23 protein-coding genes and 1 tRNA gene are annotated in these 23,814 nt (G+C 66.7%); 11 read left to right on the top strand and 13 right to left on the bottom strand.

What is annotated here, in order from left to right; translation table 11 throughout:
* Positions 1 to 70: 70 nt before the first annotated feature.
* Positions 71 to 1,033 (bottom strand): AraC-like ligand-binding domain-containing protein, encoded by a 963-nt coding sequence (locus tag E3O65_RS02965; RefSeq protein WP_198411652.1) that lies wholly within the window; start codon positions 1,031 to 1,033, stop codon positions 71 to 73.
* Positions 1,034 to 1,144: 111 nt separating this feature from the next.
* Positions 1,145 to 1,741: a TetR/AcrR family transcriptional regulator gene (locus tag E3O65_RS02960; protein ID WP_134362265.1), complete on the bottom strand. Its 597-nt coding sequence runs from the start codon at positions 1,739 to 1,741 to the stop codon at positions 1,145 to 1,147.
* A gap of 138 nt (positions 1,742 to 1,879) precedes the next feature.
* On the opposite strand from E3O65_RS02960, the gene E3O65_RS02955 reads away from it, so the two are divergent.
* The 3 genes from E3O65_RS02955 to E3O65_RS16960 all read left to right on the top strand — a co-directional run bounded on the left by E3O65_RS02955 (position 1,880) and on the right by E3O65_RS16960 (position 6,537).
* On the top strand, positions 1,880 to 3,796 hold the full coding sequence (locus tag E3O65_RS02955; RefSeq protein WP_134362264.1) for a primary-amine oxidase: 1,917 nt from the start codon (positions 1,880 to 1,882) through the stop codon (positions 3,794 to 3,796).
* An 83-nt stretch (positions 3,797 to 3,879) separates the two neighbouring features.
* The gene (locus E3O65_RS02950; protein ID WP_134362263.1) at positions 3,880 to 5,199 is read left to right on the top strand and encodes a DUF445 domain-containing protein; all 1,320 of its coding nucleotides are present in this window, start codon (positions 3,880 to 3,882) and stop codon (positions 5,197 to 5,199) included.
* Positions 5,200 to 5,310: 111 nt separating this feature from the next.
* The gene (locus E3O65_RS16960) at positions 5,311 to 6,537 is read left to right on the top strand and encodes a GAF domain-containing protein (protein ID WP_134362262.1); all 1,227 of its coding nucleotides are present in this window, start codon (positions 5,311 to 5,313) and stop codon (positions 6,535 to 6,537) included.
* An 18-nt stretch (positions 6,538 to 6,555) separates the two neighbouring features.
* Here the strand turns inward: E3O65_RS16960 and E3O65_RS02940 are convergent, their stop codons facing one another.
* Together E3O65_RS02940 and E3O65_RS02935 are read right to left on the bottom strand one after the other, a co-directional pair.
* Positions 6,556 to 6,996 carry a hypothetical protein gene (locus E3O65_RS02940; protein WP_241985617.1) on the bottom strand — a complete coding sequence of 147 codons (441 nt, stop codon included), beginning with the start codon at positions 6,994 to 6,996 and terminating at the stop codon, positions 6,556 to 6,558.
* A 210-nt stretch (positions 6,997 to 7,206) separates the two neighbouring features.
* A tRNA-Lys gene (locus E3O65_RS02935) sits at positions 7,207 to 7,279 on the bottom strand.
* Between the two features lie 131 nt (positions 7,280 to 7,410).
* Here E3O65_RS02935 and E3O65_RS02930 point away from each other — a divergent pair.
* From E3O65_RS02930 to E3O65_RS02915, 4 genes are all read left to right on the top strand, one after another.
* Positions 7,411 to 8,040 (top strand): DNA-directed RNA polymerase subunit beta, encoded by a 630-nt coding sequence (locus E3O65_RS02930; RefSeq protein ID WP_134362261.1) that lies wholly within the window; start codon positions 7,411 to 7,413, stop codon positions 8,038 to 8,040.
* A 307-nt stretch (positions 8,041 to 8,347) separates the two neighbouring features.
* A complete protein-coding gene (gene sigK, locus E3O65_RS02925) occupies positions 8,348 to 8,932 on the top strand; it encodes an ECF RNA polymerase sigma factor SigK (RefSeq protein WP_241985618.1) in 585 nt (194 codons plus the stop codon).
* Positions 8,929 to 9,837 (top strand): anti-sigma factor, encoded by a 909-nt coding sequence (locus E3O65_RS02920; RefSeq protein WP_134362259.1) that lies wholly within the window; start codon positions 8,929 to 8,931, stop codon positions 9,835 to 9,837. The genes sigK and E3O65_RS02920 overlap by 4 nt, the downstream gene beginning before the upstream one ends.
* Positions 9,838 to 9,890: 53 nt before the next feature.
* Complete coding sequence (locus E3O65_RS02915) at positions 9,891 to 10,793, top strand: aminodeoxychorismate lyase (protein WP_134362258.1); 903 nt, start codon at positions 9,891 to 9,893, stop codon at positions 10,791 to 10,793.
* A 55-nt stretch (positions 10,794 to 10,848) separates the two neighbouring features.
* On the opposite strand, the gene pstB is transcribed toward E3O65_RS02915, so the two are convergent.
* The 8 genes from pstB to E3O65_RS02875 form a co-directional block, all read right to left on the bottom strand.
* Positions 10,849 to 11,628, bottom strand: coding sequence for a phosphate ABC transporter ATP-binding protein PstB (gene pstB, locus E3O65_RS02910; RefSeq protein ID WP_134362257.1), 780 nt, complete (start codon positions 11,626 to 11,628; stop codon positions 10,849 to 10,851).
* 42 nt (positions 11,629 to 11,670) lie between these two features.
* Positions 11,671 to 12,765 carry a phosphate ABC transporter permease PstA gene (gene pstA / locus E3O65_RS02905; protein WP_134362256.1) on the bottom strand — a complete coding sequence of 365 codons (1,095 nt, stop codon included), beginning with the start codon at positions 12,763 to 12,765 and terminating at the stop codon, positions 11,671 to 11,673.
* Positions 12,765 to 13,709, bottom strand: a complete 945-nt coding sequence (gene pstC / locus E3O65_RS02900; protein WP_134362255.1) for a phosphate ABC transporter permease subunit PstC — start codon at positions 13,707 to 13,709, stop codon at positions 12,765 to 12,767. Before pstC ends, pstA begins: the two co-directional genes overlap by 1 nt.
* A 144-nt stretch (positions 13,710 to 13,853) precedes the next feature.
* Complete coding sequence (gene pstS, locus E3O65_RS02895) at positions 13,854 to 14,942, bottom strand: phosphate ABC transporter substrate-binding protein PstS (RefSeq protein ID WP_134362254.1); 1,089 nt, start codon at positions 14,940 to 14,942, stop codon at positions 13,854 to 13,856.
* Positions 14,943 to 15,117: 175 nt separating this feature from the next.
* Positions 15,118 to 16,056 carry an NUDIX hydrolase gene (locus tag E3O65_RS02890; protein ID WP_134362253.1) on the bottom strand — a complete coding sequence of 313 codons (939 nt, stop codon included), beginning with the start codon at positions 16,054 to 16,056 and terminating at the stop codon, positions 15,118 to 15,120.
* On the bottom strand, positions 16,053 to 18,227 hold the full coding sequence (locus E3O65_RS02885) for an RNA degradosome polyphosphate kinase (RefSeq protein ID WP_134362252.1): 2,175 nt from the start codon (positions 18,225 to 18,227) through the stop codon (positions 16,053 to 16,055). Before E3O65_RS02885 ends, E3O65_RS02890 begins: the two co-directional genes overlap by 4 nt.
* A gap of 56 nt (positions 18,228 to 18,283) precedes the next feature.
* Positions 18,284 to 19,168 carry a mycothiol synthase gene (gene mshD, locus E3O65_RS02880; RefSeq protein ID WP_166785631.1) on the bottom strand — a complete coding sequence of 295 codons (885 nt, stop codon included), beginning with the start codon at positions 19,166 to 19,168 and terminating at the stop codon, positions 18,284 to 18,286.
* The gene (locus tag E3O65_RS02875) at positions 19,143 to 19,835 is read right to left on the bottom strand and encodes a winged helix-turn-helix domain-containing protein (protein ID WP_134362250.1); all 693 of its coding nucleotides are present in this window, start codon (positions 19,833 to 19,835) and stop codon (positions 19,143 to 19,145) included. The genes mshD and E3O65_RS02875 overlap by 26 nt, the downstream gene beginning before the upstream one ends.
* 74 nt (positions 19,836 to 19,909) lie before the next feature.
* Between E3O65_RS02875 and E3O65_RS02870 the strand changes: the two genes are divergently transcribed.
* The 4 genes from E3O65_RS02870 (at position 19,910) to E3O65_RS02855 (ending at position 22,987) form a co-directional block, all read left to right on the top strand.
* A complete protein-coding gene (locus E3O65_RS02870) occupies positions 19,910 to 20,173 on the top strand; it encodes a hypothetical protein (RefSeq protein WP_134362249.1) in 264 nt (87 codons plus the stop codon).
* A 155-nt stretch (positions 20,174 to 20,328) separates the two neighbouring features.
* Positions 20,329 to 20,943 carry a heme-binding beta-barrel domain-containing protein gene (locus tag E3O65_RS02865; RefSeq protein WP_134362248.1) on the top strand — a complete coding sequence of 205 codons (615 nt, stop codon included), beginning with the start codon at positions 20,329 to 20,331 and terminating at the stop codon, positions 20,941 to 20,943.
* Between the two features lie 67 nt (positions 20,944 to 21,010).
* On the top strand, positions 21,011 to 22,192 hold the full coding sequence (ygfZ, locus tag E3O65_RS02860) for a CAF17-like 4Fe-4S cluster assembly/insertion protein YgfZ (RefSeq protein ID WP_134362247.1): 1,182 nt from the start codon (positions 21,011 to 21,013) through the stop codon (positions 22,190 to 22,192).
* Positions 22,193 to 22,234: 42 nt separating this feature from the next.
* Positions 22,235 to 22,987 carry a phosphoglyceromutase gene (locus tag E3O65_RS02855; RefSeq protein WP_134362246.1) on the top strand — a complete coding sequence of 251 codons (753 nt, stop codon included), beginning with the start codon at positions 22,235 to 22,237 and terminating at the stop codon, positions 22,985 to 22,987.
* Between the two features lie 97 nt (positions 22,988 to 23,084).
* Here E3O65_RS02855 and phoU read toward each other — a convergent pair whose 3' ends face one another.
* Positions 23,085 to 23,741, bottom strand: coding sequence for a phosphate signaling complex protein PhoU (gene phoU, locus E3O65_RS02850; RefSeq protein WP_134362245.1), 657 nt, complete (start codon positions 23,739 to 23,741; stop codon positions 23,085 to 23,087).
* Between the last annotated feature and the right edge of the window lie 73 nt (positions 23,742 to 23,814).

Genomic DNA, 23,814 nt, shown 5'->3' with positions numbered 1-23,814 from the left:
GCATCGGGCCGCAGTCTTGTTTTTCCACGAACAGAACTTGCCGGAGCGCGACGGCTCTCCTAGCGTTCCCTCAGCCGCGCCGATAGGTACTGGGCGGTTCGCCGAACGCCGTGCGGAAGATGCGGCTGAAGTGGGCAGGGTCGAGAAAACCCCAGCGCGCGGCGATCACGCCGACCGACCGGTCCGTGAGAATGGGGTCGCGCAGGTCTCGGCGGCAGCGTTCGAGCCGGCGGGCGCGGATCCAGCTGGAGACCGTCGTGTCGGCTTCGTGGAACACCTTGTGCAGCTGACGGGTGGAGATGAAATGTGCGGCGGCGATGCCGGCCGGCACGAGGTCGGGGTCGCCGAGTTCGGCCTCGATGTATTGGCGGATGCTGGTGAGTAGGCCGCCGTGCGTGCCGGCCACGGGTTCACGGCGGATGCTCAACTCACTTTCGAACATCGTGGCGATCAGGTCGACGGCGTTGTAGGCCAGGCGGTGCCCGGTCGTGCCGGACAGCGCATCGAGGTTCTCGGCGAGCTGCACCATGAACGGGCTGATCATCCGGCCGAGGCCGGCGTCTCCGGCCATCCGCCGAGCGGTGAGCTGGCCCACCGATTCGGCGGGCAAGTCCAGGGCGTCGTGGGGGAACATCAGAACCAGGGTCCGGAAGTCCTGCTCGAATGTGAGGGTGTAGGGACGGTGGGTGTCGTAGACAGCGAGGTCGCCCGGGCGCAGGGTTGCTTCCCGGTTGTCCTGGATCAGGATGCCGTGCCCGGAGAGCTGCAGATTGAGCTTGAAATAGTGCCGGGCCGACCGGGCGATGAGGGCCGGGGTGCGAAGCACCTGGTGGCCATTGGCGGTGACCTCCACGATGGAGAGCTCATCGAGCACACGGGAGCGCAGAGTTCCCCGGAAGTCGGTCGCATCTGAACGCACCTCCAACGGAACAAAGGAGTCGGAGACCAGCGTGCGCCACTCGGCGAACGTGTCCGCGCGGGCACAGGTCACCGGGTCGCCGACGCCGCTGGGCGGGACAGGTACGGTCGTCAGAGTCACGGGGAGCTCCTTTGCCAACGTGAACAGCGCACATTGCCAGTAATTTAGCTCAGCCGCACGGCATTGTCACGGTTTTTCCACGTGCGTCGAAAAAAGACCGGAGGTTCAGTCGCCGGCGGCCATCAGCCGGATGCAGGCATCCAGCTGGGCCACGAGCCGGTCCGGGGAGTTTTCGATCGGCGACAGCACCGCGGTGATCTGGGCGCCGAGGACGAGATTCATCAGGAGCCCTGCGAGGTCCTCGTGCGGAAGGGTGGTGCGCAGCTCGCCGGCGGTGTCTGCTTCCCGGAGGTGATCGCACATGGTGTCCCGCCACAGGAGCATCGCAGACGAGTGCAGCTCGGCCTTGGTTGAATCCGTCAGCGCCCTTTGCCAGAACGGGATGACGATGCGGGCCTCACTGACCCGGATGTCGTCCAGTGGCAGGATCTCCAGGCAGTAGGCACGGAGCGCGCCGAGTCCGGAGCGGCCGATTGTGGCGTCGGTCATGCGCCGCCCGGTCTGGCTGAAGACGTGGCTGAACGCGAAGGCGAGCAGGTCGTCCTTGGTCGGGAAGTACGGTTTCAGAGCACCGTTGGCGAAGCCGGCCTCGGCGGCGATGTCCCGCATCGTCGCCCCCTCGATGCCGTGGCGGGCGATGATCCGCCAGGTGGCCTCGACGAGTTCGACTCGGCGCTGGTCGTGGTCGACAACCTTCGGCATGCTGCCCTCCCGCTGAAAAGTCGGCTGAATCAGCCCTTGCCAGCGAGCTTAGTGACCGCCTATGGTTCTACAACCATAGAAAAAAGATTTCGGCTGGGGCGTAGGGTCCGGCCTTCTTCAGCCCTGGAAAGGGGAACCATGACTTCCGTTTCGCTCGCAGTCACCGATGCCTACGCTCTCGCGACAGACACGGAGATTCTCGTCGTCCGCGGCATCCTGACCGAAGCCGCTCTGCTCGGGGAGAGCATCCGGGTTGCCTATCTTGGACTGCTCGACCCGCCTCGCGGCGCGCCGGCCGAACCCGACCGTAGGTTTCGGGTGTTCCTGCACGACGTGTCCGGGTGCACCGCGCCGCGGGACGTCACCGTGTCGGCAACGCGGCAGACGGTTGAATCCGTGGTTGTGCTCGACACCGCCGAGACCGGGGAGCTGCCAGTGCTCGAGGAGGAATTCGCCGCTGTCGAAGCGCTCCTCACCCAGGACGACCGCTGGCTGAAGGCCCTCGCCGACCGAGGTCTCGACGTGGTGGACGTTCGGGTCGCGCCGCTGTCGGCGGGAGTCTTCGAGTACCCGGAGGAAAAGGGCCGTCGCATCCTGCGCGGTCTCGCGTTCCGGCAGGATTTCCCTGAGGACAGCGCCTGGGCTCACCCCATCGATGGGCTCGTCGCCTACGTGGACATCGTCAGCAGGACCGTCGACCAGGTGATCGACTTCGGGATGGTGCCGATTCCGGCCGAGCACGGCAACTACACCGATCCCACTCTGACCGGACCGTTGCGCGTGACACTCAAGCCGATCGAGATCACGCAGCCGGAGGGCCCGAGCTTCACCGTGACCGGTGGCAACCACGTGGAGTGGGAGAAATGGAGCCTGGATGTGGGCTTCGACGTGCGGGAGGGTGTCGTGCTGCACAACATCGGCTTCGACGACAACGGCATCCGTCGTTCCATCATCAAGCGGGCTTCAATCGCGGAGATGGTCGTGCCCTACGGGGATCCGGCCCCGGTGCGGTCTTGGCAGAACTATTTCGACACGGGAGAGTACCTCGTCGGGCAGTACGCCAATTCGCTCGAGCTGGGCTGCGACTGCCTCGGCGAGATCACCTACCTGAGCCCGATCATCACGGACGGTTTCGGCAACCCCCGCACGATCAAGAACGGCATCTGCCTGCACGAGGAGGATTGGAGCATCCTCGCCAAACACAGCGACCTCTGGTCGGGCATCGACTACACGAGGCGCAACCGCCGACTGGTGATCTCCTTCTTCACCACCGTGGGCAACTACGACTACGGGTTCTACTGGTACCTCTACCTTGACGGCACGATCGAATTCGAGGCGAAGGCAACCGGCGTCGTGTTCACCAGCGCCTTCCCCGGCAAGGGTTACCCGTACGCCTCCGAACTGGCTCCGGGGCTGGGCGCGCCGTTCCACCAGCACCTCTTCAGCGCCCGGCTGGACATGGCCCTCGACGGCAACGCCAATCGGGTCGAAGAGGAGGAGGCCGTGCGCGTACCAATGGGTCCCGGCAATGAACGCGGCAACGCGTTCACCCGCAAGCGCACGCTGTTGGCCCGCGAATCCGAGGGGGTGCGCGAGGCCGATATGCGCAGCGGGCGCACCTGGCTCGTGTCCAACCCGAACGTGCTCAACCGGCTGGGCGAACCTGTCGGCTACAAGCTCTACCCGGAGGGACAGCCGACGCTCCTCGCCGATGAGAACTCCTCCGTGGCCCGCCGGGCGACCTTCGCGACCAAGGATCTGTGGGTGACCCGGTTCGCCGAGGAGGAGCGTTACCCGACCGGTGATTTCGTCAACCAGCACGGCGGCGGTGCCGGCCTGCCGGCCTATATCGAAGCTGACCGCGACATCGACGGCCAGGACATCGTGCTCTGGCACACGTTCGGCCTCACCCACTATCCGCGCATCGAGGACTGGCCGATCATGCCGGTGGACACCGCCGGATTCAAGCTGAAGCCCGATGGTTTCTTCGACCGCAGCCCGGTGCTGGACGTGCCGCCGTCGACGCCGGTCGACGAGGACCACTGCCACTGCTGAGAGAGCCCCACGGGGCACCCGCGGCGAGGTGGCCGCGGGGTAGAGGGTTTCGCACGGCAGCGGTCATCAGGCAGTCTGGGAGGATGGCCGAGAATCTGAGGCAGAACCTGACCGAGACCGTTCCGCTGAGAGCGGCGCCCCGGTCATCATTGAGCCCGCAGGATGCCGAGCGCCTCACGGCCCTGATCCGCATGAAGCGGCTCGCCCTCGGTCTGCTCCTGCTGATGGCGGTGGTTTTCGCGGCCGCGTTCGCCCTTCAGGAGAGCTATCCCTGGCTGCAGTACGTGCGAGCGGCGGCCGAGGGCGGCATGGTCGGCGCCATCGCGGACTGGTTCGCCGTGACGGCCCTGTTTCGATATCCGCTCGGACTGCGAATTCCGCACACGAATATCATCGCCAGCCGCAAGGACGAGATCGGGTCGAGCCTGGGCGAATTCGTCGAGACGAACTTCCTCTCCGAATCGGTGATCCGCGGCAAGCTCGAGTCGATGGGCGCCTCGCGGCGGCTCGGCGCGTGGCTCTCCGAGGAGGACAACGCCCGCCGACTCACCGACGAGGTCGCTGTGGCAGGAGCGGGCCTGCTCAATCTGCTCAGTGACGACGCGATCAAGGACCTGATCGAAACCGTGGCCCGCGAAAATCTGCTGAAGCCCGAGTGGGCGCCGCCGATCGGGCGGGTGGGGGAGCGGCTGGTCGAATCCGGCCAGCAGCACGCCGCCGTCGACCTGCTGCTCGAACGGGCTGAGGCCTGGCTGCTGGCGCATCCTGAGGCCTTCGGGCGGGCCGTGTCCGAGCGCCTGCCGAGTTGGATGCCCGGCTTCGTCGACAAGCTGGTCGACGACAAGGCGCACCGGGAGGTCCTCGCCTTCATGGCCACCGTGCGGGCGGATGCAGCACACCCGCTCCGCGAGGCCATCGACCGCTACCTCGGCGAGCTGACCCACGACCTGCAGCACGAGCCCGCGATGATCGGGCGCGTGGAGGCGCTCAAGCTCGAACTGCTCGACAGCGCCCGGCTGCGCGAATTCGCGAGCGAGACCTGGGAGGCGGTCAAGATCTCCCTGGTGGCGGCGCTGGGCGACTCCGAGAGCGGGCTGCGCTCCGGCATCCGTTCAACCGTCATGGAGGTCGGTGGGCGGCTGATCAGCGACCCGGCCCTGAGCGCGCGCATCGACCGTTGGCTGGCGGACACGGCGAGTTATATCGTGCGCCGCTACCGGCACGAGATCGCGGGGGTGATCACCGAGACCGTCGCGCGCTGGGATGCCGCCGAGACAAGCGAGAAGATCGAGCTGCAGGTAGGCAAGGACCTCCAGTTCATTCGCATCAACGGCACCGTCGTCGGTGCGCTGGCCGGCCTGCTCATCTTCGCGGCCGCCCAGGCGGTCGTCTCGCTCGTCTAGGGAGCGAGACGGGCACATCCCCGGATGGGGGATAGGCGATTCGCTCCCCGGATGGGGGATACTTGAGCTGTGGTCGATTCACCCTGGTGTCCAGGCAGCACAGGGGCGTCAGTGCGGGAACTCCTGCGGTGGGTACTTGCCCCCGTCATGCGTGCCTGGGCCGCGGCATCCGAACGCAGCCTCGACGCGATCCCGATGCCCACGGATGCCCCGCAGGCGCATTCTGCGGGCATCGACTCCGACCGCGTCCTCATCTTCGGCGCCGGGCTGGCCGTCGGCCGCGGAGTGGTGAGCCACAACCTGGCGATGCCCGGTTCGCTTGCCCGGGCGCTGTCCGCGCAGACGGGGCGCGGGGTCGACGTCGACCTCATTGCGAACCCCCGGATGACCGCCGGTTCAGCCCTCCTCGATCTGAACGGGGTGAGGCTGTCCCGTTTCGACGCCATCGTCGTTTTCCTGGGGGTGAACGATGCCCTCACTCTGACGCCCACCCGGGCGTGGCGGAGCGATCTGGCGAACCTGCTTCGCTTTCTGGCAAGCGCATCGTCGCGCAGCACCCGCATCATCGTGGCGGGAATCCAGCCCATTCGGTCGATTCCGATCTTTGACTCGAGGCTCGGCAATGTGGCTGACAGTCACGCCCGGCTCCTGAACCGGGTGACGGAGCACCTCTGTGCCGACGCGGACCGGGTCACGTTCGTCCCGTCCATCGCGGCGCCAACACCCCCACCCGGTCGATACCGGTCGGCCGAGACGTATGCGCACTGGGCCGAGACCCTGGCCGCCCAGATGGCCCCGCTCCTCGACGCCGACCGGGTCTCAGGCCCCGACGTGGAACCGCCCTCCCCCGAGCACGCCGCGGCGAAAGAGATGCGCCGTCAGCTCGCGGTCGACCAGCTCGGCATCCTCGACACGCCGGCGGAGGAACGCTTCGATCGCATCGTGGCACTTGCGAGCGTGCTCTTCGGCACCCGGTCCGCCGCGCTCACGGTTATCGACACCGACCGGCAGTGGCATAAGGCCCGTATCGGTGTGACGGAGAGCGAGTCGCCTCGGGCGGTGTCCTTCTGCGCCGTCACAATCCAGAGCACGTCGGAGCTGGTGATCCCGGACACCAGCCTCGACGAGCGGTTTCGGGACAACCCTCTCGTCGTGGCCGAGGGCGGTATCCGTTTCTATGCGGGCTTTCCGATCGAGTCGCCGTCGGGGGAGTTCATCGGCGCCCTCTGCGTCTTCGACCCGGAACCACGCCCGGCGGAATCCGTCGACCTGGTGTTGCTGCGCGAGCTCGCGCTGATGGTGCAGCGCGAACTCGGCGTCCCCCCGGACCTCGCATAGGAGTCGCGACGGACGGACCTATGCGGCGTGGTCGAGCCGGGCGGATGCCGGCTGCGCGCCCGGCCGTCCCCTGCCGGAGGCCGCCCCGAAGACGGCTTTGTCCGGCACCCGGCCGTCGCGCTCGACCACCGCCCCGGGGTTGATCGCCGCCTCCCGTCCGATCCGAACGTAGCTACCGAGGCGGGCGGCGTTGCCGACCACCGCGTTCTCGCCGATGTGCACGTTCTGACCGACGAACACTCGCGCCCCGATCTCCGCTCCATGGTCGATCCAGCTGCCGGGGCCGATCCATGTTTCCGGTCCCACGCGTGCACCGCTCTCGACATACGCGGTTCGGGACACGAACGCGCCGGGGTGCACTCGGGCGCCGGGGGAGACCAGGCCGTGCCCATTCGGGTGGCGCCGGTAGCGCGAGACGACTCCGATCTCGACTTCGACTTCTTCATTCACTCTGCCCATGGCGACCTCCGTATTCTGTCGCTGGCATCGGGCATGCCCGCTTCATCCCTCGCAGTATGAAGGACCGACCCGAGCGTCGCCCGAATCAACGCTGGACGCCCGCCGGGAGTTGGATGACAAGCCTGAGCGCGAGCCGTGAACAAGAGCGTCGTGAGCAGGCCCGGGCGAGACGTGAGGCATGGCCCTGGCGTGCACCGACTTCATTCTGAGTGGGCCCCGTCGGGCTCGAACCGACGACCCAAGGATTAAAAGTCCTTTGCTCTACCAACTGAGCTAGAGGCCCGCGGTTAATAATGTACAGGGGATTCCGGATCTATTTTTCTAGGTACCGTGGAAGGGAGCCTTCCGCGCCGGCCGCGGATGTGCCCACAGCGAACAAACGGCGAACCACGCCAGCGACCACAGGAGGATGCGATGGCCGAAAACTTTCACAAGCCGACCCAGTTCTCCGGCAGCAAGTTCGAGTCCTTTCAGGGCGGCGACGACCCCGCGGCGATCAGCCGGGTGGCTCACGAAACCGCTCATGCGCTGCTCGCCCGGGTGCGCAGCGACCCTGACCCGGAGATCGTCGATCGGCTCGTGGCTTACACCGACGAGCACGGGATCGACGCCGTGGCCGAGCTGTGGTCGCGGGCGACGCCGCGCAGCCTGCCCGGCGCGATGTGGCGCCTCTACCTGGTGCGGCTGCTCATCCGCCAGGACCCCGCAGGCACGTCCTTCCTCTACCAGCGCGGCAGCGAGGTCACGCCGGCCATCGACCCGCTCATCGCCGGCGCAGCGGTGCCCACCGGAACGGCCGAGATCATCATCCTGGCCGACCAGATCCTGCGCGGAATCTTCACGGGTGACTTCGCCGTGGCCCTCGACCGTGCGGCCGCATTCTGCCGCGTCATCTCGGTGGGGTGCACCAGTATCGCCGACGATCTGGAGACGACCGAGCCAGCTCGGTCCACTGAACTGACCACGCGGGCGCTTCGGTTTTCCACGACAGCCCAGGAATTCGCCTCCTGCGCCCGGCTCTGGCGCAGCGAGTCCCTCGACTAGAAGGCCCCGAAGCGCCCGACCGCAGCACCTGCAATCGGATGATGCCCGAGTTTGTGCGCGAACCGCATGCGTGTCGTTTACACTGGATGCTGGTCGGGCCGCAGTAACCCCGGGCTCCAATATTCGCCGCTCTGAGCGGCCTCGCGCCGAGAGGCGTTCTGCGGCCCGGCCTTCACTCCGTCTGTACTCGTCCGGGCGTGCGGGGGTGACCTGTCACCGCGTCTTTGTTCCCGTCGCACCAATCCGATTCGGCTTGTGCGTCGAACGATGAATATGGACGCGGACAAGACCTGACATGCTTGTTCTCATGAGTGCTGAATTCGATGTCGACCGGGAGTCGACTGTCCCTGACTCCCAGGAGGAACTGCTGGGCCGAGTGGCCCAGGGAGACGAAGCCGCATTCGGGGAGCTGTATGACCAGATTGCGCCGCGCGTCCTGGGCCTGGTTCGGCGTTTGCTGGTCGACCCCGCGCAGTCGGAAGAGGTGACCCAGGAGATTTTCCTGGAGATCTGGCAGACGGCCACGCGGTACGAGGCTCAGCGCGGCGGAGCGTCGACCTGGATCCTGACCATGGCGCATCGCCGGGCGGTCGATCGGATCCGGTCGTCTCAGGCCAGCCGCGACCGGGACGTCAAAATCGGCATCCGTGATCTTGCGGTCGCCTACGACGAGGTGTCCGAGACGGTCGCCGTACGAATCGAGCACGAAAGGGTGGAGAAGGCGATGTCCAGATTGACGGAACTGCAACGCCAGGCGATCAGCCTCGCCTACTACGGCGGCCTCAGCCAGAGTGAAGTGGCGGAGCGGTTGCAGATCCCTCTCGGAACCGTGAAAACCAGGCTGAGAGACGGTTTGATCCGCCTGCGCGACGAGATGGGAGTGGCGTCATGAGCGACAACACCCGCAACGACGACGCCCGCACCGTCTCAGGGGACAACCCCGGCGAGCTTGCCGGGGCGTACGCCCTGAACGCGCTGGGCGTGGAAGACGCTGCGGCCTACGAGGCGCACCTCGCGGTATCCGAGCAGGCCCGCATCGAAGCGGCCGAACTGAGCGACACCGCGGTGGCACTGGGCCTCGCCGCCGCCCCCGTGCGGCCCTCGGCCGGGCTCAAGGTCTCCCTGATGGCCAAGCTCGCCTCCACCACCCAGCTGGCGCCGCTGACCGCGCCCGCGACCACCCGCCCGGCCGAGCACACCACGCCGGCCGCCGCTCAGACCGTTCCTTCCGAGACGCCGGGACCGACTCAGGCGGTGGTCACGGATGCTCCTGCGCTCCCTTCCGCCGCTGCCGCGCCCACCCGCGGCGCCGCCGCCGAGCGTGCCCGCGTGCGCTGGTTCCAGCGTCCGGTGGGTGTGCTGGCCGCCGCGGCTGCCGCCGTCGCCCTGTTCGCGGGCGGCACGTTCGTCGGCCAGTCCTTGGAGTCCGGTCAGTTCGAGCAGGACCAGGCCGCCGGCCTGGTGCAGATCACGGCGGCGGCCGACACGCAGCGCGCATCGGCACGAACGACAGACGGCCAGGAGGCAACCCTGGTCTGGTCCGAACAAAGCGGTCTCTCCGCACTCTTGATCGACGATCTGCCGGCCCTGTCAGCCGAACAGGACTACCAGCTCTGGTACATCGGCGGCTCCGGCCCGGTTCCGGCCGGAACCTTCGACTCGTCCGGCACCGGCACCGTCTGGCGCGTTCTCGACGGCAGCCTCACCGCCGGGGACACGATCGGTGTCACGGTCGAACCGAAGGGCGGCTCCAAGCAGCCCACGAGTGACCCGATTCTCGCCATTCAGAGTTCCTGATCCGTTGCCGGCACGGGGAAGAATCCAACTCAGGAACTGAGTAGGCTCGGAAAATGACTGCTCCGTCCCAGACGCTGCCCTTCACCCTTCTGATCGACCCGCTTCCCGCCGATTCACCGCGCGGGCACTTCGGCGACACGTTCCGGGAGGTGGATTGGACCGCCCCGGCACTGCGCGTGGGGGAATTGAGCGCTCAGCGGGGCGACGGCGTCTTCGAGACCCTCGGCGTGGTCGACGGCCACCCGCAGGCCGTAGCCGCGCACCTTGCTCGTCTGGCAACCTCGGCTGCCATCTGCGAGCTGCCCGCACCGAACGAGGTCCAGTGGCGGGCGGCGATCGCCTATGCCGTCGAGCGGCTTCCTGAGCAGGGCGAAATCGTGCTCAAGCTCGTTTACAGCCGTGGCGTCGACTCGGGCCCGGCTCCCACCGCGTGGCTGCACGCGACCGCCGCCCCCGACTTCGGGACCGTGCGTGCATCCGGGATCCGGGCGGTCACCCTGAACCGCGGCTACCCGCACGGAGTTGCCGAGCAGACGCCGTGGCTGCTGATGGGGGCCAAGACGCTCAGCTACGCGGTCAATATGGCCGCGCTCCGGGAGGCGCACCGCCGTGGGGCCGACGATGCGATCTTTCTCACGCACGACGGCTTCGTGCTGGAGGGGCCCACCTCGACCGTGGTGCTTCGCGCGGGCGGCGTCTTCGTCTCTCCTGCGCCGAGTGGCGCCATCCTGCACGGCACCACCCAGCAGAGTGTGTTCGAGCACCTGCAGGCGGCGGGGGAGCGCACGGAGTACCGCGACGTGACGGCCGACGAGCTGCGGGCGGCGGATGCCGTGTGGCTGCTGTCCAGCGTGCGCCTGGCCGTGCATGTGATCGAACTCGACGGACGGCCGTTCCCGGCCGTTCCCGAGCTGACCCGCGCCTTCAACGCCGCCCTGCTCGCCCGCACCAGCTAAACCGCTCGGCCAACCAATTCGCTCGGGGCGAAGCGGGGCTGGGCGCTGCGCCGGCCTACCCGAAGCGGCCGGAGACGTAGTCCTCGGTGGCCTGGATGCTCGGGTTGGAGAAGATGGTGGTCGTGTCGTCGTACTCGATGAGTTTGCCGGGCTTGCCGGTGCCGGCGATGTTGAAGAATCCGGTGCGGTCCGAGACCCGTGAGGCCTGCTGCATGTTGTGAGTCACAATCACAATCGTGTAATCGGACTTCATCTCCTCGATCAGGTCCTCGATCGCCAGCGTCGAGATCGGGTCGAGAGCCGAGCAGGGCTCGTCCATCAGGATGACGTCGGGCTGTACCGCGATTGCCCGTGCGATGCAGAGACGCTGCTGCTGGCCGCCGGAGAGGCTCGAGCCGGGCTTGTCGAGACGGTCCTTGACCTCTTTCCAGAGGTTCGCGCCCTGCAGCGACTTCTCGATCAGGTCGTCAGCGTCGGCCTTGGCCATGCGGCGATTGTTGAGCTTCACACCGGCCAGCACGTTGTCGCCGATGGACATGGTCGGGAACGGGTTCGGGCGCTGGAAGACCATGCCGACCTGCCGGCGTACGAGCACCGGATCGACGCCGGGTCCGTAGAGGTTGTTGCCGTCGATGAGTACGTCGCCCGTGACATACGCCCCGGGGATGACCTCGTGCATGCGGTTCAGCGTGCGCAGGAAGGTGGACTTGCCGCATCCGCTGGGCCCGATCAGGGCTGTCACAGTGCGAGGCTCGATCACCAACGACACCTCTTCGACAGCGAGAAACTTGCTGTAGTAGACGTTGAGGTCGTTGACTTCAATGCGCTTGGACATGCAATCCTTTGGTTCAGACGGCCGGAGGCCGGGAGGTGGAGCCTAGCGGCCGAGCTTGGGAGAGAAGATTCTGGCGATGATGCGCGCGCCGAGGTTGAGCAGCATCACGATCAGGATGAGCGTGAGGGCACCGGCCCAAGCGCGATCGAGGTAGGCCTGGGTGTCCGCGCCCTGATTGGCGTACTGGGTGTAGACGAAGACGGGCAGAGTCATCATGCGCTCGTTGAAGAGGTCGTAGTTCATGCTGGCCGTGAAGCCGGAGATGATCAGCAAGGGTGCCGTCTCACCGATCACACGCGAAATCGAGATCATGATCCCAGTCACGATTCCGGCAAGGGATGTCGGCAGCACAACCTTGAGGATGGTCAGCCATTTCGGCACACCCAGCGCGTAGGCCGCCTCGCGCAATTCGTTGGGAACAAGTTTGAGCATTTCCTCGCTCGAGCGCACGACGACCGGGATCATCAACACCGTGAGGGCCACTGCGCCGCCGAACCCGAAGCGGATGCCAGGGTCGTTGAACAGGAGGGAGAAGAGCGCAAAGGCGAAGAGTCCGGCAACGATCGACGGGATTCCGGTCATGACGTCGACGAAGAACGTGATGGCCCGCGCAAGCCGGCCGCGGCCGTACTCGGTGAGGTAGATCGCGCTCAGCAGGCCGATCGGAACCGAGATGAGCGTGGCGATACCGGTGATCATCAGCGTGCCGATCACGGCGTGCAATGCTCCGCCGCCCTCGCCGACGACGTTGCGCTGGGACTGGGTGAAGAAGCTCGGAGTGAGGAACGCCGGCAGCCCGTTGACCAGGGTGGTGATCACGAGTGAGAAGAGTGGCAGCAGGGCGACAACGAATGCAACCGTGACGAGTGCTGTGACCAGGCGGTCCTTGGCCTTGCGTACGCCCTCGACGAAGTACGACAGCAGGTAGATGGCGACGCAGTAGACGATGGTTCCGAAGAAGAGCGTTGCGACGCCATTGAAGCCCTCGGTGGCGCCGGAGAGCATCAGCACGAAGAAGAATGCGCCGGTCACCAACCAGCTGGACAGGAGAACGACGAGCGAGGTGCGCCGGGGGAGCTTGCCCGCGGTCAGGGAGTTCGTCAGGGGGGCAGCCGTGGCCGACTTCGTCAGGGTCATCAGTTAGCTCCGGAGAATGCCTTGCGGCGGTTGATGATGACGCGCGCGATCATGTTCACCACGAGTGTGATGACGAAGAGAATAAGGCCCGTCGCGAGCAGGATGTTGACGCCGACGCCGTTCGCCTCCGGGAAGTTCAATGCAATGTTCGCGGCGATGGTGGTGGGGTTCTGCGAGGTGAGGAGCTGAAAGATGACGTCCCGGCTCGGTGAGAGCACCATGGCGACGGCCATGGTCTCACCCAGGGCCCGGCCGAGACCGAGCATCGAGGCGGAAATGATGCCGGCGCGGCCGAAGGGCAGCACAGCCATGGTGATCATTTCCCACCGGGTGGCGCCGAGGGCTAGCGACGCCTCCTCGTAGAGCACGGGGGTCTGCAGGAAGATCTCGCGGGACAGCGCGGTGATGATCGGCAGAATCATCACAGCGAGCACAATGGCCACCGTGAGCGTCGTACGACCGGTGCCGGAGACCGGGCCGGCGAAAAGCGGGAACCAACCGAACCACTCGACCAGGTTCGTATAGAACGGCTGCACGAGCGGGGCGAGAACGCCGATGCCCCACAGGCCGAAGACCACGGAAGGCACAGCGGCGAGGAGGTCGATCAGGTACCCCAGGCCCTGCGCGAGCTTGCGGGGGGCGTAGTGCGAGATGAAGAGCGCAATGCCGATGGCAACAGGGACGGCCATGATCAGCGCGAGGAAGGCCGACCAGAGCGTGCCGAATGCGAGCGGCCAGACGTACTGCCAGAAATTGGTGGCGTCGCCCTTGAACTCCTCCGGATCGGCGATGAAGGCAGGCAGGCTCTGCACCAGCAGGAAGACGGCGACGGCGGCGAGGATCGCCAGGATGAGGCCGCCGGCCACAATCGTGCTCGTGGAGAAGATGCGGTCGCCAGGTCGTTCCTTGGCCTTGAGCGAGGGGCGCTCTAGTGCGGTCGTCATGCCGGGTAACTCCCTGGGAGGGTTGGGGCGAAAGCGGGGAAAGAGGGGTTCAGGTCACGGGCCACAAACCCCAGTCTGCCCGACCCGGAGCTCGCAAGCGATGCGAGCTCCCGATCGGGCAGCTGAGGTGCGGTGAAATGGGTGCTACTTGACGGTCTCGAGAATCGCTGCGACCTTGTCCTGCAGTTCGGTCGTCATCGGTGCGGCACCGGCGGATGTTTCCGCCTCGGCCTGGCCTTCGGCGCTGGCCATGTAGCCGACGTAGGCCTTGACGAGCTCCGCCTGGGCAGGGTCGGCGTATTCGGTGCAGACGACGGCGTAGCTGACCAGAACCAGCGGGTACTCTTCCGGGTTGGTGGTCGTGCGGTTCAGGTCGAACGCGAGGTCGTTGGCTTCGCGGCCCTCAACCATGGGAGAACCGTCGACGACGGCTGCGGCGGCTTCGGCGCTGTAGGCGACGAACTCGTCACCGACCTTGAGCTTGGCGACCCCGAGGTCTCCGGCGCGTGAGGCGTCGGCGTAGCCGATGGTGCCCACGCCGTTGGTGACGGCGTCGACGACGCCCGAGGTGCCCTGGGCACCCTCACCGGTCTGGAACGGGAATGTGTCGGAGGCCTTCTCGGTCCACACGTCCGGGGCGTTCTGGCCGAGGTAGTCGGCGAAGTTCTTCGTGGTGCCCGAGTCGTCCGAGCGGTGCACGGCGGTGATCGCGGTCGACGGGAGCGTGACGCCCTCGTTCAGGGCGACCAGGGCCGGGTCGTTCCACGTGGTGATGGTGCCAGCGAAGATCTTGGCCAGCGTGTCGGCGTCGACGTTGAGGTCGTCCACCCCGTCCACCTTGAAGATCACGGCGATGGGCGAGATGTACGTGGGCAGGTCTACAGCGGTGGTGTCCGCTGCGCAGGCCGCGAAGGTGCCGGCGAGTTCTTCGTCGCTCAAGTAGGAGTCGGAGCCTGCGAAGTCCAGCCCACCGGCGATGAACGCCTCGCGACCCGCGCCGGAACCGGAGGGGTCGTAGTTGATGGTGACGTCCGGGTTCGAGGTCTGGAACGCTGCGATCCAGGCTTCCTGGGCCGAGCCCTGCGAGGAAGCTCCGCCGGCGTTGATCGTGCCGGTGAGGGCGCTGGCGGAGTCAGACTCCGGTGCGGCTCCTTCGTTGGCGGCGCAGGAAGACAGAGCAAGTGCGGCGACGACGGCGATGACCGCGGGTCGGCCAAAACGCGTGAAATTCACAGATATCCCTTTCGAGGGTTGACTTCAAAAAAAGTGACTGCAAGTTCAAGACCGGTGCTGGCCTCGAATGGACCCTATTCGGCGCGGTTAACGACACCCCTGCAGAAAGGTTAACGGCGGGTGAACGCGGCGCGGCGTCCGAGGGAACGCAGCCGACGATTCAGACAAAAACCGGTCACAGGGCAGGTGAGTGCGTTTCTATGGCGACGATTCCCGCGCTTGGATTGTCGGCGGAGAGGTGCACCACGGAGAAGGATCCTGTTTCGAGAGCAGCCGCGTGGGAGATGTACGCGCCGTGGGTGGTGCCGGTGGCGAGGGCGATCTCATGCAGAATCTCGGGGAGGACCGGCCCGTGGCTGCAGATCACGGCAGTTTTGCGTGACCGCACCCGCTTGCCGATTCCGGAGCGGACATCCGCCAGTCCCTGCTCGAAGGCGTCCTGGCTGTAGCGCTCGGTGCGCTTGACTTGGATGCCGGTGGCCGCCGCGAGCGGCGCCACGGTGGTCACGCAGCGGGTCGCCGTGCTCGACACGATCCGCTGGGGCTGCCAGGCGGTGATCGTGGGCACGATGGCCGCGGCCTGCTTGACGCCGCGCTCGGTCAACGGCCGGCTGCAGTCGGGGCCGTCCCATTGGCCCGGCTGCACGGCCTTGCCGTGGCGCAGGGCGATCAGGGCGAAGGTGCGGGTGACGCCGGTGTCCACGAGCTTGGCGAAAGCGTCGATGATGTCCACGTCGGGCGTGTAGCTGAGGTAGGTGCGCGCCTTCTTGATGCTGACCCACTCAATCGCCGCGACCTCGCCATTGGGCACGAAGGTCGAGTGCTGGATCGCTTCGGCGGTGATCTCTGCAGCCCAGTAGTGCACGATCTTCTCGCGGCCGTTGAGCAGGGAATACGTGGAGATGCCGAGCGGCACGCCAAGGGCCACGGCGAGCCCGGTCTCTTCCGCGATCTCGCGCACGGCCGTCTGCGGCAGTGTCTCGCCGGGATCGACTTTCCCCTTGGGGATTGTGACATCTCCATACACGGTGCGGTGGATCAGGAGAACGTGGATCTTGCCGTCGATCAGGCGCCAACAGACGGCGCCCGCGGCGTAGACCGCCGGTTCGCTCATCGGCGGCCCGTCGGGCGTTTGCGGAGGGAAATCTGTTGCATGAGCCTGTCCTGCATATCGTCGAGCGGGAGACCGGAGCCGTCCAGGTGGTGACGCGTCCACTCACCCGAGCTGTCCAGCCACCACGATGAGGTGCGGTCGTCCATGGCCCGGGTGAAGAGGGCGTCGATTTCGGCCAGGTGGTCGGGGGCGACGAGGCGCACCAGCGCCTCGACCCGGCGGTCGAGGTTGCGGTGCATCATATCGGCGCTGCCGATGTAGACCTGCGGGTCGCCATTCGTGTGGAACGAGAAGATCCGGGAGTGCTCGAGGTAGCGCCCGAGGATTGAACGCACCTTGATGGTCTCGCTCATCCCGGGGACCCCCGGCTTCAGGCTGCAGATGCCGCGCACCCAGATCTCGATCGGCACGCGCGCCTGGCTGGCGCGGTAGAGCGCGTCGATGATGGCCTCGTCGACCATTGAGTTCACCTTGATCCGGATGCCTGACGGCTTGCCGGCCCTGGCGGCCGCGGTTTCCGCCGCGATGCTCTTCAAGAGGCCGCGGCGCAAGTGCAACGGCGCCACGAGGAGACGCTTGAACTTTTTCTCGATCGCGTAGCCCGAGAGCTCGTTGAACAGGCGGGTGAGGTCCTTGCCCACCTGCGGGTCCGTTGTGAGCAGCCCGAGGTCCTCGTAGAGCCGGCTGGTCTTGGGGTTGTAGTTGCCGGTGCCGATGTGGCTGTAGTGGCGCAGGACACCGTTCTCGTTGCGCACGACGAGGGCGAGCTTGCAGTGCGTCTTCAGGCCCACGAGACCGTAGACCACGTGCACGCCGGCCTTCTCCAGCTTTCGTGCCCAGGTGATGTTCGCCTGCTCGTCGAAGCGAGCCTTGATCTCCACCAGGGCAAGCACCTGCTTGCCCGATTCAGCGGCCGCGATGAGCGCTTCGACGATGGGGCTGTCGCCGGAGGTGCGGTACAGGGTCTGCTTGATGGCGAGCACGTCAGGGTCGGCTGCGGCCTGTTCCAGGAACGCCTGCACGCTGGTCGCGAATGACTCGTATGGGTGGTGCAGCAGGATGTCCTGGCGGGAGATGGCACTGAAGATGTCCGGTTCCGCATTCGGTTCCGGCGCCAGCAACTGCACGGCCGTCGTCGGCACGTGCTTCACATAGCGCAGGTCCGGACGGTCGATCCGCAGGTCGAACAGTCCGCCCAGGTCGAGCGGGGCCGGCAGCCGATAGACCTCCTGGTCGGTGACGTCGAGCTCGCGCACGAGCAGGCCGAGGGTGACCTCGTCCATGTCCTCGGTGATCTCCAGCCTGATGGGTGGGCCGAACCGGCGGCGCAGTAACTCCTTCTCGAGGGCCTTGATCAGGTTTTCGGTCTCGTCCTCCTCGATCTCGACGTCTTCGTTGCGGGTGACCCGAAAGATGTGATGCTCGAGGATGTCCATGCCAGGGAAGAGATCTCCGAGGTGGTTGGCGATCAGGTCCTCGAGCGTGATGAAGCGCACGCTGCTCGCCTCCTCGCGGCGGTCCACGCGCACGAAGCGGGGGAGCATGGTGGGCACCTTGAGCCGGGCGAATTCCTGCTTGCCGGTCTTGGAGTTACGCACCCGGACCGCGAGGTTGAGCGAAAGCCCGGAAATATACGGGAACGGATGCACCGGGTCGACGGCGAGGGGCATCAGCACGGGGAAAATCTGGTTCGAGAAGTAGTCGCGCAGGGAGCGGCGGTCCGCGTCGTCCAGGGTGTCCCACTGAACGATGTCGATGCCCGCGTCGGCGAGGGCGGGGATGACGAGATCCTGGAAGGCTCGTGCGTGCCGGGCCTGCAGCACATGGGCCATGGTGGAGATGTCCGAGAGTGCGTCCTGTGGGGCGCGCCCGACGTTGGTCGGCACGGCCAGCCCGGTGAGGATGCGGCGTTTGAGCCCGGCGACGCGAACCATGAAGAATTCGTCCAGGTTGCTGGCGAAGATGGCCAGGAAGTTCGCTCGCTCGAGCACCGGCAGGTCCGGGTCCTCCGCCAACTCGAGCACGCGCTGATTGAAGGCCAGCCAGCTCAGTTCGCGATCAAGGTAACGCTCGGTGGGGAGCGCGGGATCGTTCGCGCCGATCAGTGGATCGAAATCATCGTCAAAGTCGCTGCCCAGTCCCGAGTCGGTCTGGATGTTGTCGCCGTCCATTCATCCATCTTGACACTGCCGACCGCGCGAACGCGACGATCTTGGATGAACACTGTCTAACGCGCGCCCCGGCGGTACTGAACATCGACGGTGCGATCGCAAAAGCCGAGGGAACGGTACAGCGTCACCGCGGCGGAGCTGTCCGCTTCCACATACAGGTCCGCGGCCCGGCAGCCGCGCTCCCGGAGACGGTCCAGCCCGGCCAGCATGAGCCGCCTGCCGAGGCCGCGGCCGGCGGCATCCGGATGGACGCCGATGACGTAGATCTCGCCGACTGGCGCGTCGGCCTCGATCTTCAGCCAGTTGTAGCCGACCATGCGCCCGGTACCCGCATCGCGAGCGATCAGGAAGTCGCCGGCCTGGAACCACGCTTCGCTCCGGCGATCGGCCAGGTCGCCCTCGGTGAGCGCCCCCTGTTCCGGGTGAGCGGCAAAAATGAGTGCGTTGAGCGCCACCCACTCCCGATCGTCCTGCCCGGGCCGGAACGTGTCAATGCGAATGTCGGCCGGATTCTCGACACGGATGCCGGCGCGGTCCGGGTCCGTCAGGTCGAGTCTGAGCTGCAACAGGGTGCGCTCCGCCAGGAAGCCGAACCGGTCGGCGAGCACCCGGGCGGCGGGGTGGTCACCGTGCGACCACATGCGGAGCTCGCCGAGCGTGTCGGCCATGAGGGCGGCGAGGGCGGCACCGCCGTGCCCGAGCCGGCGACGTGCCGGGTCCACGACGAGGTCGAGCTCGCCGCCCCCGAGGATTCCCGCGCCCACCACGGTGTCCGCATGCTCGATCAGCACGGGCGTGCGGTGGCCGGCGGCCACGTCGAACAGGGCCTGCTCATTGAAGGGGGCGTAGCCGTCGACGAGAGTGGCGGCGGCGGCGACCCGGTGGAACTCGGCCGCGAAGCCTGCATCCGACAGATCAGGGGAGGACCGGATGAGTTCCACGGGTTCCGTCCTGTTCCGCCACGTTGAAGCGGTAGCCCACATTGCGCACGGTGCCGATCAGGGATTCCTGGTCGCCGAGCTTGGCCCGCAGCCGTCGCACGTGCACGTCCACCGTGCGCGTGCCTCCGAAATAGTCGTAGCCCCAGACCTCGCTGAGCAGCTGTTCGCGGGTGAAGACCCGCGACGGGTGCGCTGTCAGGAAGCGCAGCAGTTCGAATTCCTTGTAGGTGAGGTCGAGCGGCCGGCCGTGCACCTTGGCCGAGTAGCTGGCCTCGTCAATGATGACCCCGGCGGCCCGGATGGTGCCGGATTCCTCCGTGCGTTGCACTCGCCCGGTGGCGAGACGGACGCGCGCGTCCACTTCCGCCGGCCCGGCGGTCTCAAGGATGACATCGTCGACCCCCCAGTCCGGGCTGACGGCGGCGAGGCCACCCTCCGTGATCACCAGCAGGATCGGAACAGTGCTTCCGGTGCTCCGCAGGATTTGGCACAGCGACTTGGCCGCCATCAGGTTCAAGCGCGCGTCAACGAGCATCAGATCGGCGTCGGGCGCCGTCACGAGCTGGTCAGGCTGCGCCGGGATGACCCTCGTGCCGTGGGAGAGCAGGGCAAGGGCGGGTAGAACGTCACTGTTGACCGCCGAGGTCAGGATCAACAACTGGGCCACGCGCACCCTCCAAGGATTGTGCGCACAATCCTACCGTGCCGCGGAAAGGGTGCCCGGCAGTGCAGAATGAGAGGGTGAGCTGGCAGTGGAAGAGCGTCGTCGTGGTGTGGCTGTTCGCGCTCGTGTGCGCCGTTCTGACCGGGTGGCTGTCCCTGCCCGGCCAGCAGCTGGTCTGGATCGGGCTCTCGTTCGCCGGCTGCACGATCGGCACGCTCTGCGTGCAGCTCGCCACCGGACAGAAGGAAGGTTACGTCAGCCGGGTCACGGCCAGCCTCGTCGGCGCCGTGATCGTGCTCGCCGCCGCAACCGGCCTTTTCGCCCTGATCGGCCTTGCTTAGGGGTTCAGTCCTCCGGTCGGACTAGAGTTAGAAACATGTCAATCCTCGCTCTCGAAATCTTTTTCCTGGGGCTGCTCGCGCTGGCGAGCCTGTCGATCGCCTGGGTGTCCGGCATGGTCCTGTTCAAGTTGTTCCGGGGGCAGCGGTAGCCACCGATGTTTGAGCTCCCCACTCAGCTCCCGTCCGAGGTTGTGCCGCTGTCGTGGCTGCTCGGAGTGTGGGAGGGGTCGGGAGTCCTCGACTACCTGATCGGAGACGAGTCCGTCAGCCGCGAGTTCGGCCACCGTCTGAGCTTCAGCCACGACGGTCTGCCGCATCTGAACTACAGCTCCTACACCTGGCTCGAGCCCGAACCGGACAGCGGCAGCGACGAGAAGACGCCGCTGATGACCGAGACCGGGTACTGGCGGTTGAGTCGTAGTCAGGGTGCCGGCGATCCCGGGCCGGGACTGCTGCCGGCCGCTGGCGCGCATCCGTTCGTCACCGCCGCGGCGGTCGAAAACCTGCGCAACGCCGACGACGGCTTCGACATCGACGTGACTATCGTGCATCCCGGTGGCGTCGCCGAAATCTACCTGGGCCAGGTGAAGGGTCCCCGCATCGATCTGGCGACGGATGCCGTGATGCGCACCCAGGGCGCCAAACCCTACTCCGCCGCCACGAGGCTCTACGGTCTGGTCGACGGTCACCTGCTCTGGGCCTGGGACATCGCCGCCCTCGGGCAGAGCCTGCGCACACACGCCTCCGGCCGCCTCAAGCGCGTCGAATGACCCGGTTCTCACGAGCGCCGAACATCCTGACGCCACGGCGTCGAACCGTCAGTTGGAAAGAGTTCCCATGACCATCGAATCTCCGTCGCCCCTGGCCGTCCCGTCCCCGCTGCTCGAACTCGACGGCGCGGTGCAGGCCGAGGGCATCGACGCCGGTGTGGCCGCGCACTACGGCGGCCCGCTCGCCGAGCAGCGCCGGCTGCTGGCGGGCGGCACCATCGTCGATCTGTCCCACCACGGCGTGCTCAGCGTGGCCGGACCGGACCGACTGAGCTGGCTCAACTCGATCTCGAGCCAGGAGCTGCGCGGCCTCACCCCGGGGGAGTCCACCGAGACGCTCCTGCTCGACCCGACCGGGCATGTCCAGTACGCCATGGAGGTCATCGACGACGGGGTCGAGACCTGGCTGCTGGTCGAGGCGGCCCAGCTGCCGGGACTGCATGCCTGGCTCGACAAGATGCGCTTCACCCTGCGCGTGCAGGTTGTCGACCACACTGCGTCCTGGGCCGTGATCGGTTGCATGGGTGATCCGGCGGTGCCGTCAAGCGCCACCCCCGCCGCGCCCAACGGCGTGCCGCTGGTGTGGCACGACCCCTGGAACCAGGTGGCCGCAGGCGGATTCCAGTACGCGGATGCGCCGGCGCACCCGGGGGCCGCCTGGCAGTGGACGGAGACCCTCGTGCCGCGGGCCTCGCTGCCGGAACTACGCGACGCCGTGCGCAACGGCGTGGTCGCTGTCGCCGGCCTGCTTGCCCTGGAGGCGCTGAGGATCGCTGCCTGGCGTCCGCGCCGGGCCCTGGAGGTCGACGAGAAGAGCCTGCCGCACGAACTCGACTGGCTCCGTACCGCCGTGCATCTGAACAAGGGCTGCTACCGCGGCCAGGAGACCGTGGCGAAGGTGCACAACCTGGGACATCCGCCGCGCCGGCTGGTCATGCTGCACCTGGACGGCTCCGACGCTGTCCTTCCGGCGCACGGTGACGAGGTGCAGGCCGTGCGGCAGCTGACGGACGGCAGCACCGAGCACCGGGGGGTCGGCCTGATCACCTCCAGCGCCATCCACTACGAGCTCGGCCCGATCGCGCTCGCCACCGTCAAGCGCACGGTCCCCGCCACGGTCACACTCTATGTGGCGTCCCAGGGCATCCTCGTGTCGGCCGCCCAGGAGGTCATCGTGCCCCAGTCGGCCGGTTCCGTCGCGGACATCCCCCGGCTGCCCCGCCTCGGGATCCGCTCCCCCGGCCACTGAGCTGAGCACTGGCACGCCCGGCACGTCGGTAGAGTTGGACGCATGTCAGATGCATACAATCTCATCCTTCTCCGTCACGGCCAAAGCCTATGGAACCAAGAAAACCTCTTCACCGGCTGGGTGGATGTCAGGCTGAGCGAGCAGGGTGCTGGCGAAGCCAAGCGCGCCGGCGAGCTCCTCGCCGAGTCAGGCTTGCTGCCCGACGTTCTGCACACCTCATTACTTACCCGCGCCATCCAGACCGCGAACATCGCGCTCGAGGAGGCCGACCGGCTGTGGATCGACGTTAAGCGTTCCTGGCGTCTCAACGAGCGCCACTACGGCGCCCTGCAGGGCCTGGACAAGGCGGAGACCCTCGCCAAGTTCGGTCCGGAGCAGTTCCAGCTGTGGCGTCGTTCGTTCGACGTGCCGCCGCCCGTGCTGGCCGACGATTCCGCCTGGTCCCAGGCGCACGACGTCCGCTACGCGAACCTGGGTGAAGACCTGCCCCGCACCGAGTGCCTGAGTGACGTCGTCGACCGGATGCTGCCCTACTGGGAGTCGGACATCACGCCCGACCTGCGTGCGGGCAAGACTGTTCTCGTCACCGCCCACGGCAACTCGCTGCGCGCCCTGGTCAAGCACCTCGACGGCGTCAGCGACGCCGACATCGCCGAGCTGAACATCCCCACCGGCATCCCGCTGGTGTACCGCCTCGGCGAAGACATGATGCCGCTCGGCCCCGGACGATACCTGGACCCGGAAGCCGCTGCCGCCGGCGCGGCAGCGGTCGCAGCTCAGGGCAAAAAGAAGTAGGGCATCCGCCCTCACCCACCTCGAACGAGAAAGCCCCGGAAGCATGTGCTTCCGGGGCTTTCTCGTGGGTGCTGCCGAATCGAGCGAGCGCCCGGTGCTAGGCGTTTGTGTTCTGCTGCCAGGCACCGGTGCCGAGATACTGCACCTTCTTGGCTATCGAGACCGCGTGGTCGGCGAAACGCTCGTGGTAGCGGCTGGCGAGGGTGGAGTCGACCGTGTCGATGGCCTGGCCCTTCCAGGTCTCGCCGAGCACGGCGTCGAAGACACTCAGGTGCAGCGCGTCGACCTTGTCGTCTTCATTGCGGATGGTCTCGGCCAGCAGCATGTCCTCGTTCGTGAGGAGTTCGGTGAGCATCTTCGCGATCGCCGTGACGAGCGAGCCCATCTCCGCAAACGTGCCGCGCAGGCTCTTCGGCACGACCTTGTCGGGGAACCGGTAGCGGGCGAGTTGGGCGATGTGCGTGGACAGATCGCCCATCCGCTCGAGCGATGCGCTGATGCGCAGGGCGCTGACGACGATCCGGAGGTCGCGGGCCACCGGCTGCTGGCGGGCGAGGATCGTGATGGCCAGTTCGTCGAGTTCGAGGGTCAGCTCGTCGATCTTCTCGTCTTCGGAAATCGCTTCTTCGGCGAGGCCCACGTCAGACTCGTTGAACGCGCGCGTCGCCTTGTCGATGGAAATCGCCACGAGGCGCGAGATCTCGACGAGGCGATCCTGCACTTCGGCGAGTTCCTGCTGGAATACTTCACGCATGGTGTGTGGTCCTTCCTGGGCGCGCGTAACGCGCAGACACGTGAGACCCACCTGGGCCCCGGGTAATCATGGG

Origin of the sequence: Cryobacterium breve, from assembly GCF_004402375.1 — a bacterium.
GTDB classification, from domain to species: domain Bacteria; phylum Actinomycetota; class Actinomycetes; order Actinomycetales; family Microbacteriaceae; genus Cryobacterium; species Cryobacterium breve.
The sequence above is the reverse complement of the archived record's forward strand: the minus strand, read 5'-3'. Positions and strand labels throughout refer to the sequence as shown.

Coding starts and splice junctions, on each gene's coding strand:
- E3O65_RS02960 (WP_134362265.1), bottom strand. CDS start 1,741: ATGCCGAAGGTTGTCGACCACGACCAGCGCCGAGTCGAACTCGTCGAG.
- E3O65_RS02955 (WP_134362264.1), top strand. CDS start 1,880: ATGACTTCCGTTTCGCTCGCAGTCACCGATGCCTACGCTCTCGCGACA.
- E3O65_RS02950 (WP_134362263.1), top strand. CDS start 3,880: ATGGCCGAGAATCTGAGGCAGAACCTGACCGAGACCGTTCCGCTGAGA.
- E3O65_RS02940 (WP_241985617.1), bottom strand. CDS start 6,996: ATGGGCAGAGTGAATGAAGAAGTCGAAGTCGAGATCGGAGTCGTCTCG.
- E3O65_RS02930 (WP_134362261.1), top strand. CDS start 7,411: ATGGCCGAAAACTTTCACAAGCCGACCCAGTTCTCCGGCAGCAAGTTC.
- sigK (WP_241985618.1), top strand. CDS start 8,348: ATGAGTGCTGAATTCGATGTCGACCGGGAGTCGACTGTCCCTGACTCC.
- E3O65_RS02920 (WP_134362259.1), top strand. CDS start 8,929: ATGAGCGACAACACCCGCAACGACGACGCCCGCACCGTCTCAGGGGAC.
- E3O65_RS02915 (WP_134362258.1), top strand. CDS start 9,891: ATGACTGCTCCGTCCCAGACGCTGCCCTTCACCCTTCTGATCGACCCG.
- pstB (WP_134362257.1), bottom strand. CDS start 11,628: ATGTCCAAGCGCATTGAAGTCAACGACCTCAACGTCTACTACAGCAAG.
- pstA (WP_134362256.1), bottom strand. CDS start 12,765: ATGACCCTGACGAAGTCGGCCACGGCTGCCCCCCTGACGAACTCCCTG.
- pstC (WP_134362255.1), bottom strand. CDS start 13,709: ATGACGACCGCACTAGAGCGCCCCTCGCTCAAGGCCAAGGAACGACCT.
- E3O65_RS02890 (WP_134362253.1), bottom strand. CDS start 16,056: ATGAGCGAACCGGCGGTCTACGCCGCGGGCGCCGTCTGTTGGCGCCTG.
- E3O65_RS02885 (WP_134362252.1), bottom strand. CDS start 18,227: ATGGACGGCGACAACATCCAGACCGACTCGGGACTGGGCAGCGACTTT.
- E3O65_RS02865 (WP_134362248.1), top strand. CDS start 20,329: ATGTTTGAGCTCCCCACTCAGCTCCCGTCCGAGGTTGTGCCGCTGTCG.
- ygfZ (WP_134362247.1), top strand. CDS start 21,011: ATGACCATCGAATCTCCGTCGCCCCTGGCCGTCCCGTCCCCGCTGCTC.
- E3O65_RS02855 (WP_134362246.1), top strand. CDS start 22,235: ATGTCAGATGCATACAATCTCATCCTTCTCCGTCACGGCCAAAGCCTA.
- phoU (WP_134362245.1), bottom strand. CDS start 23,741: ATGCGTGAAGTATTCCAGCAGGAACTCGCCGAAGTGCAGGATCGCCTC.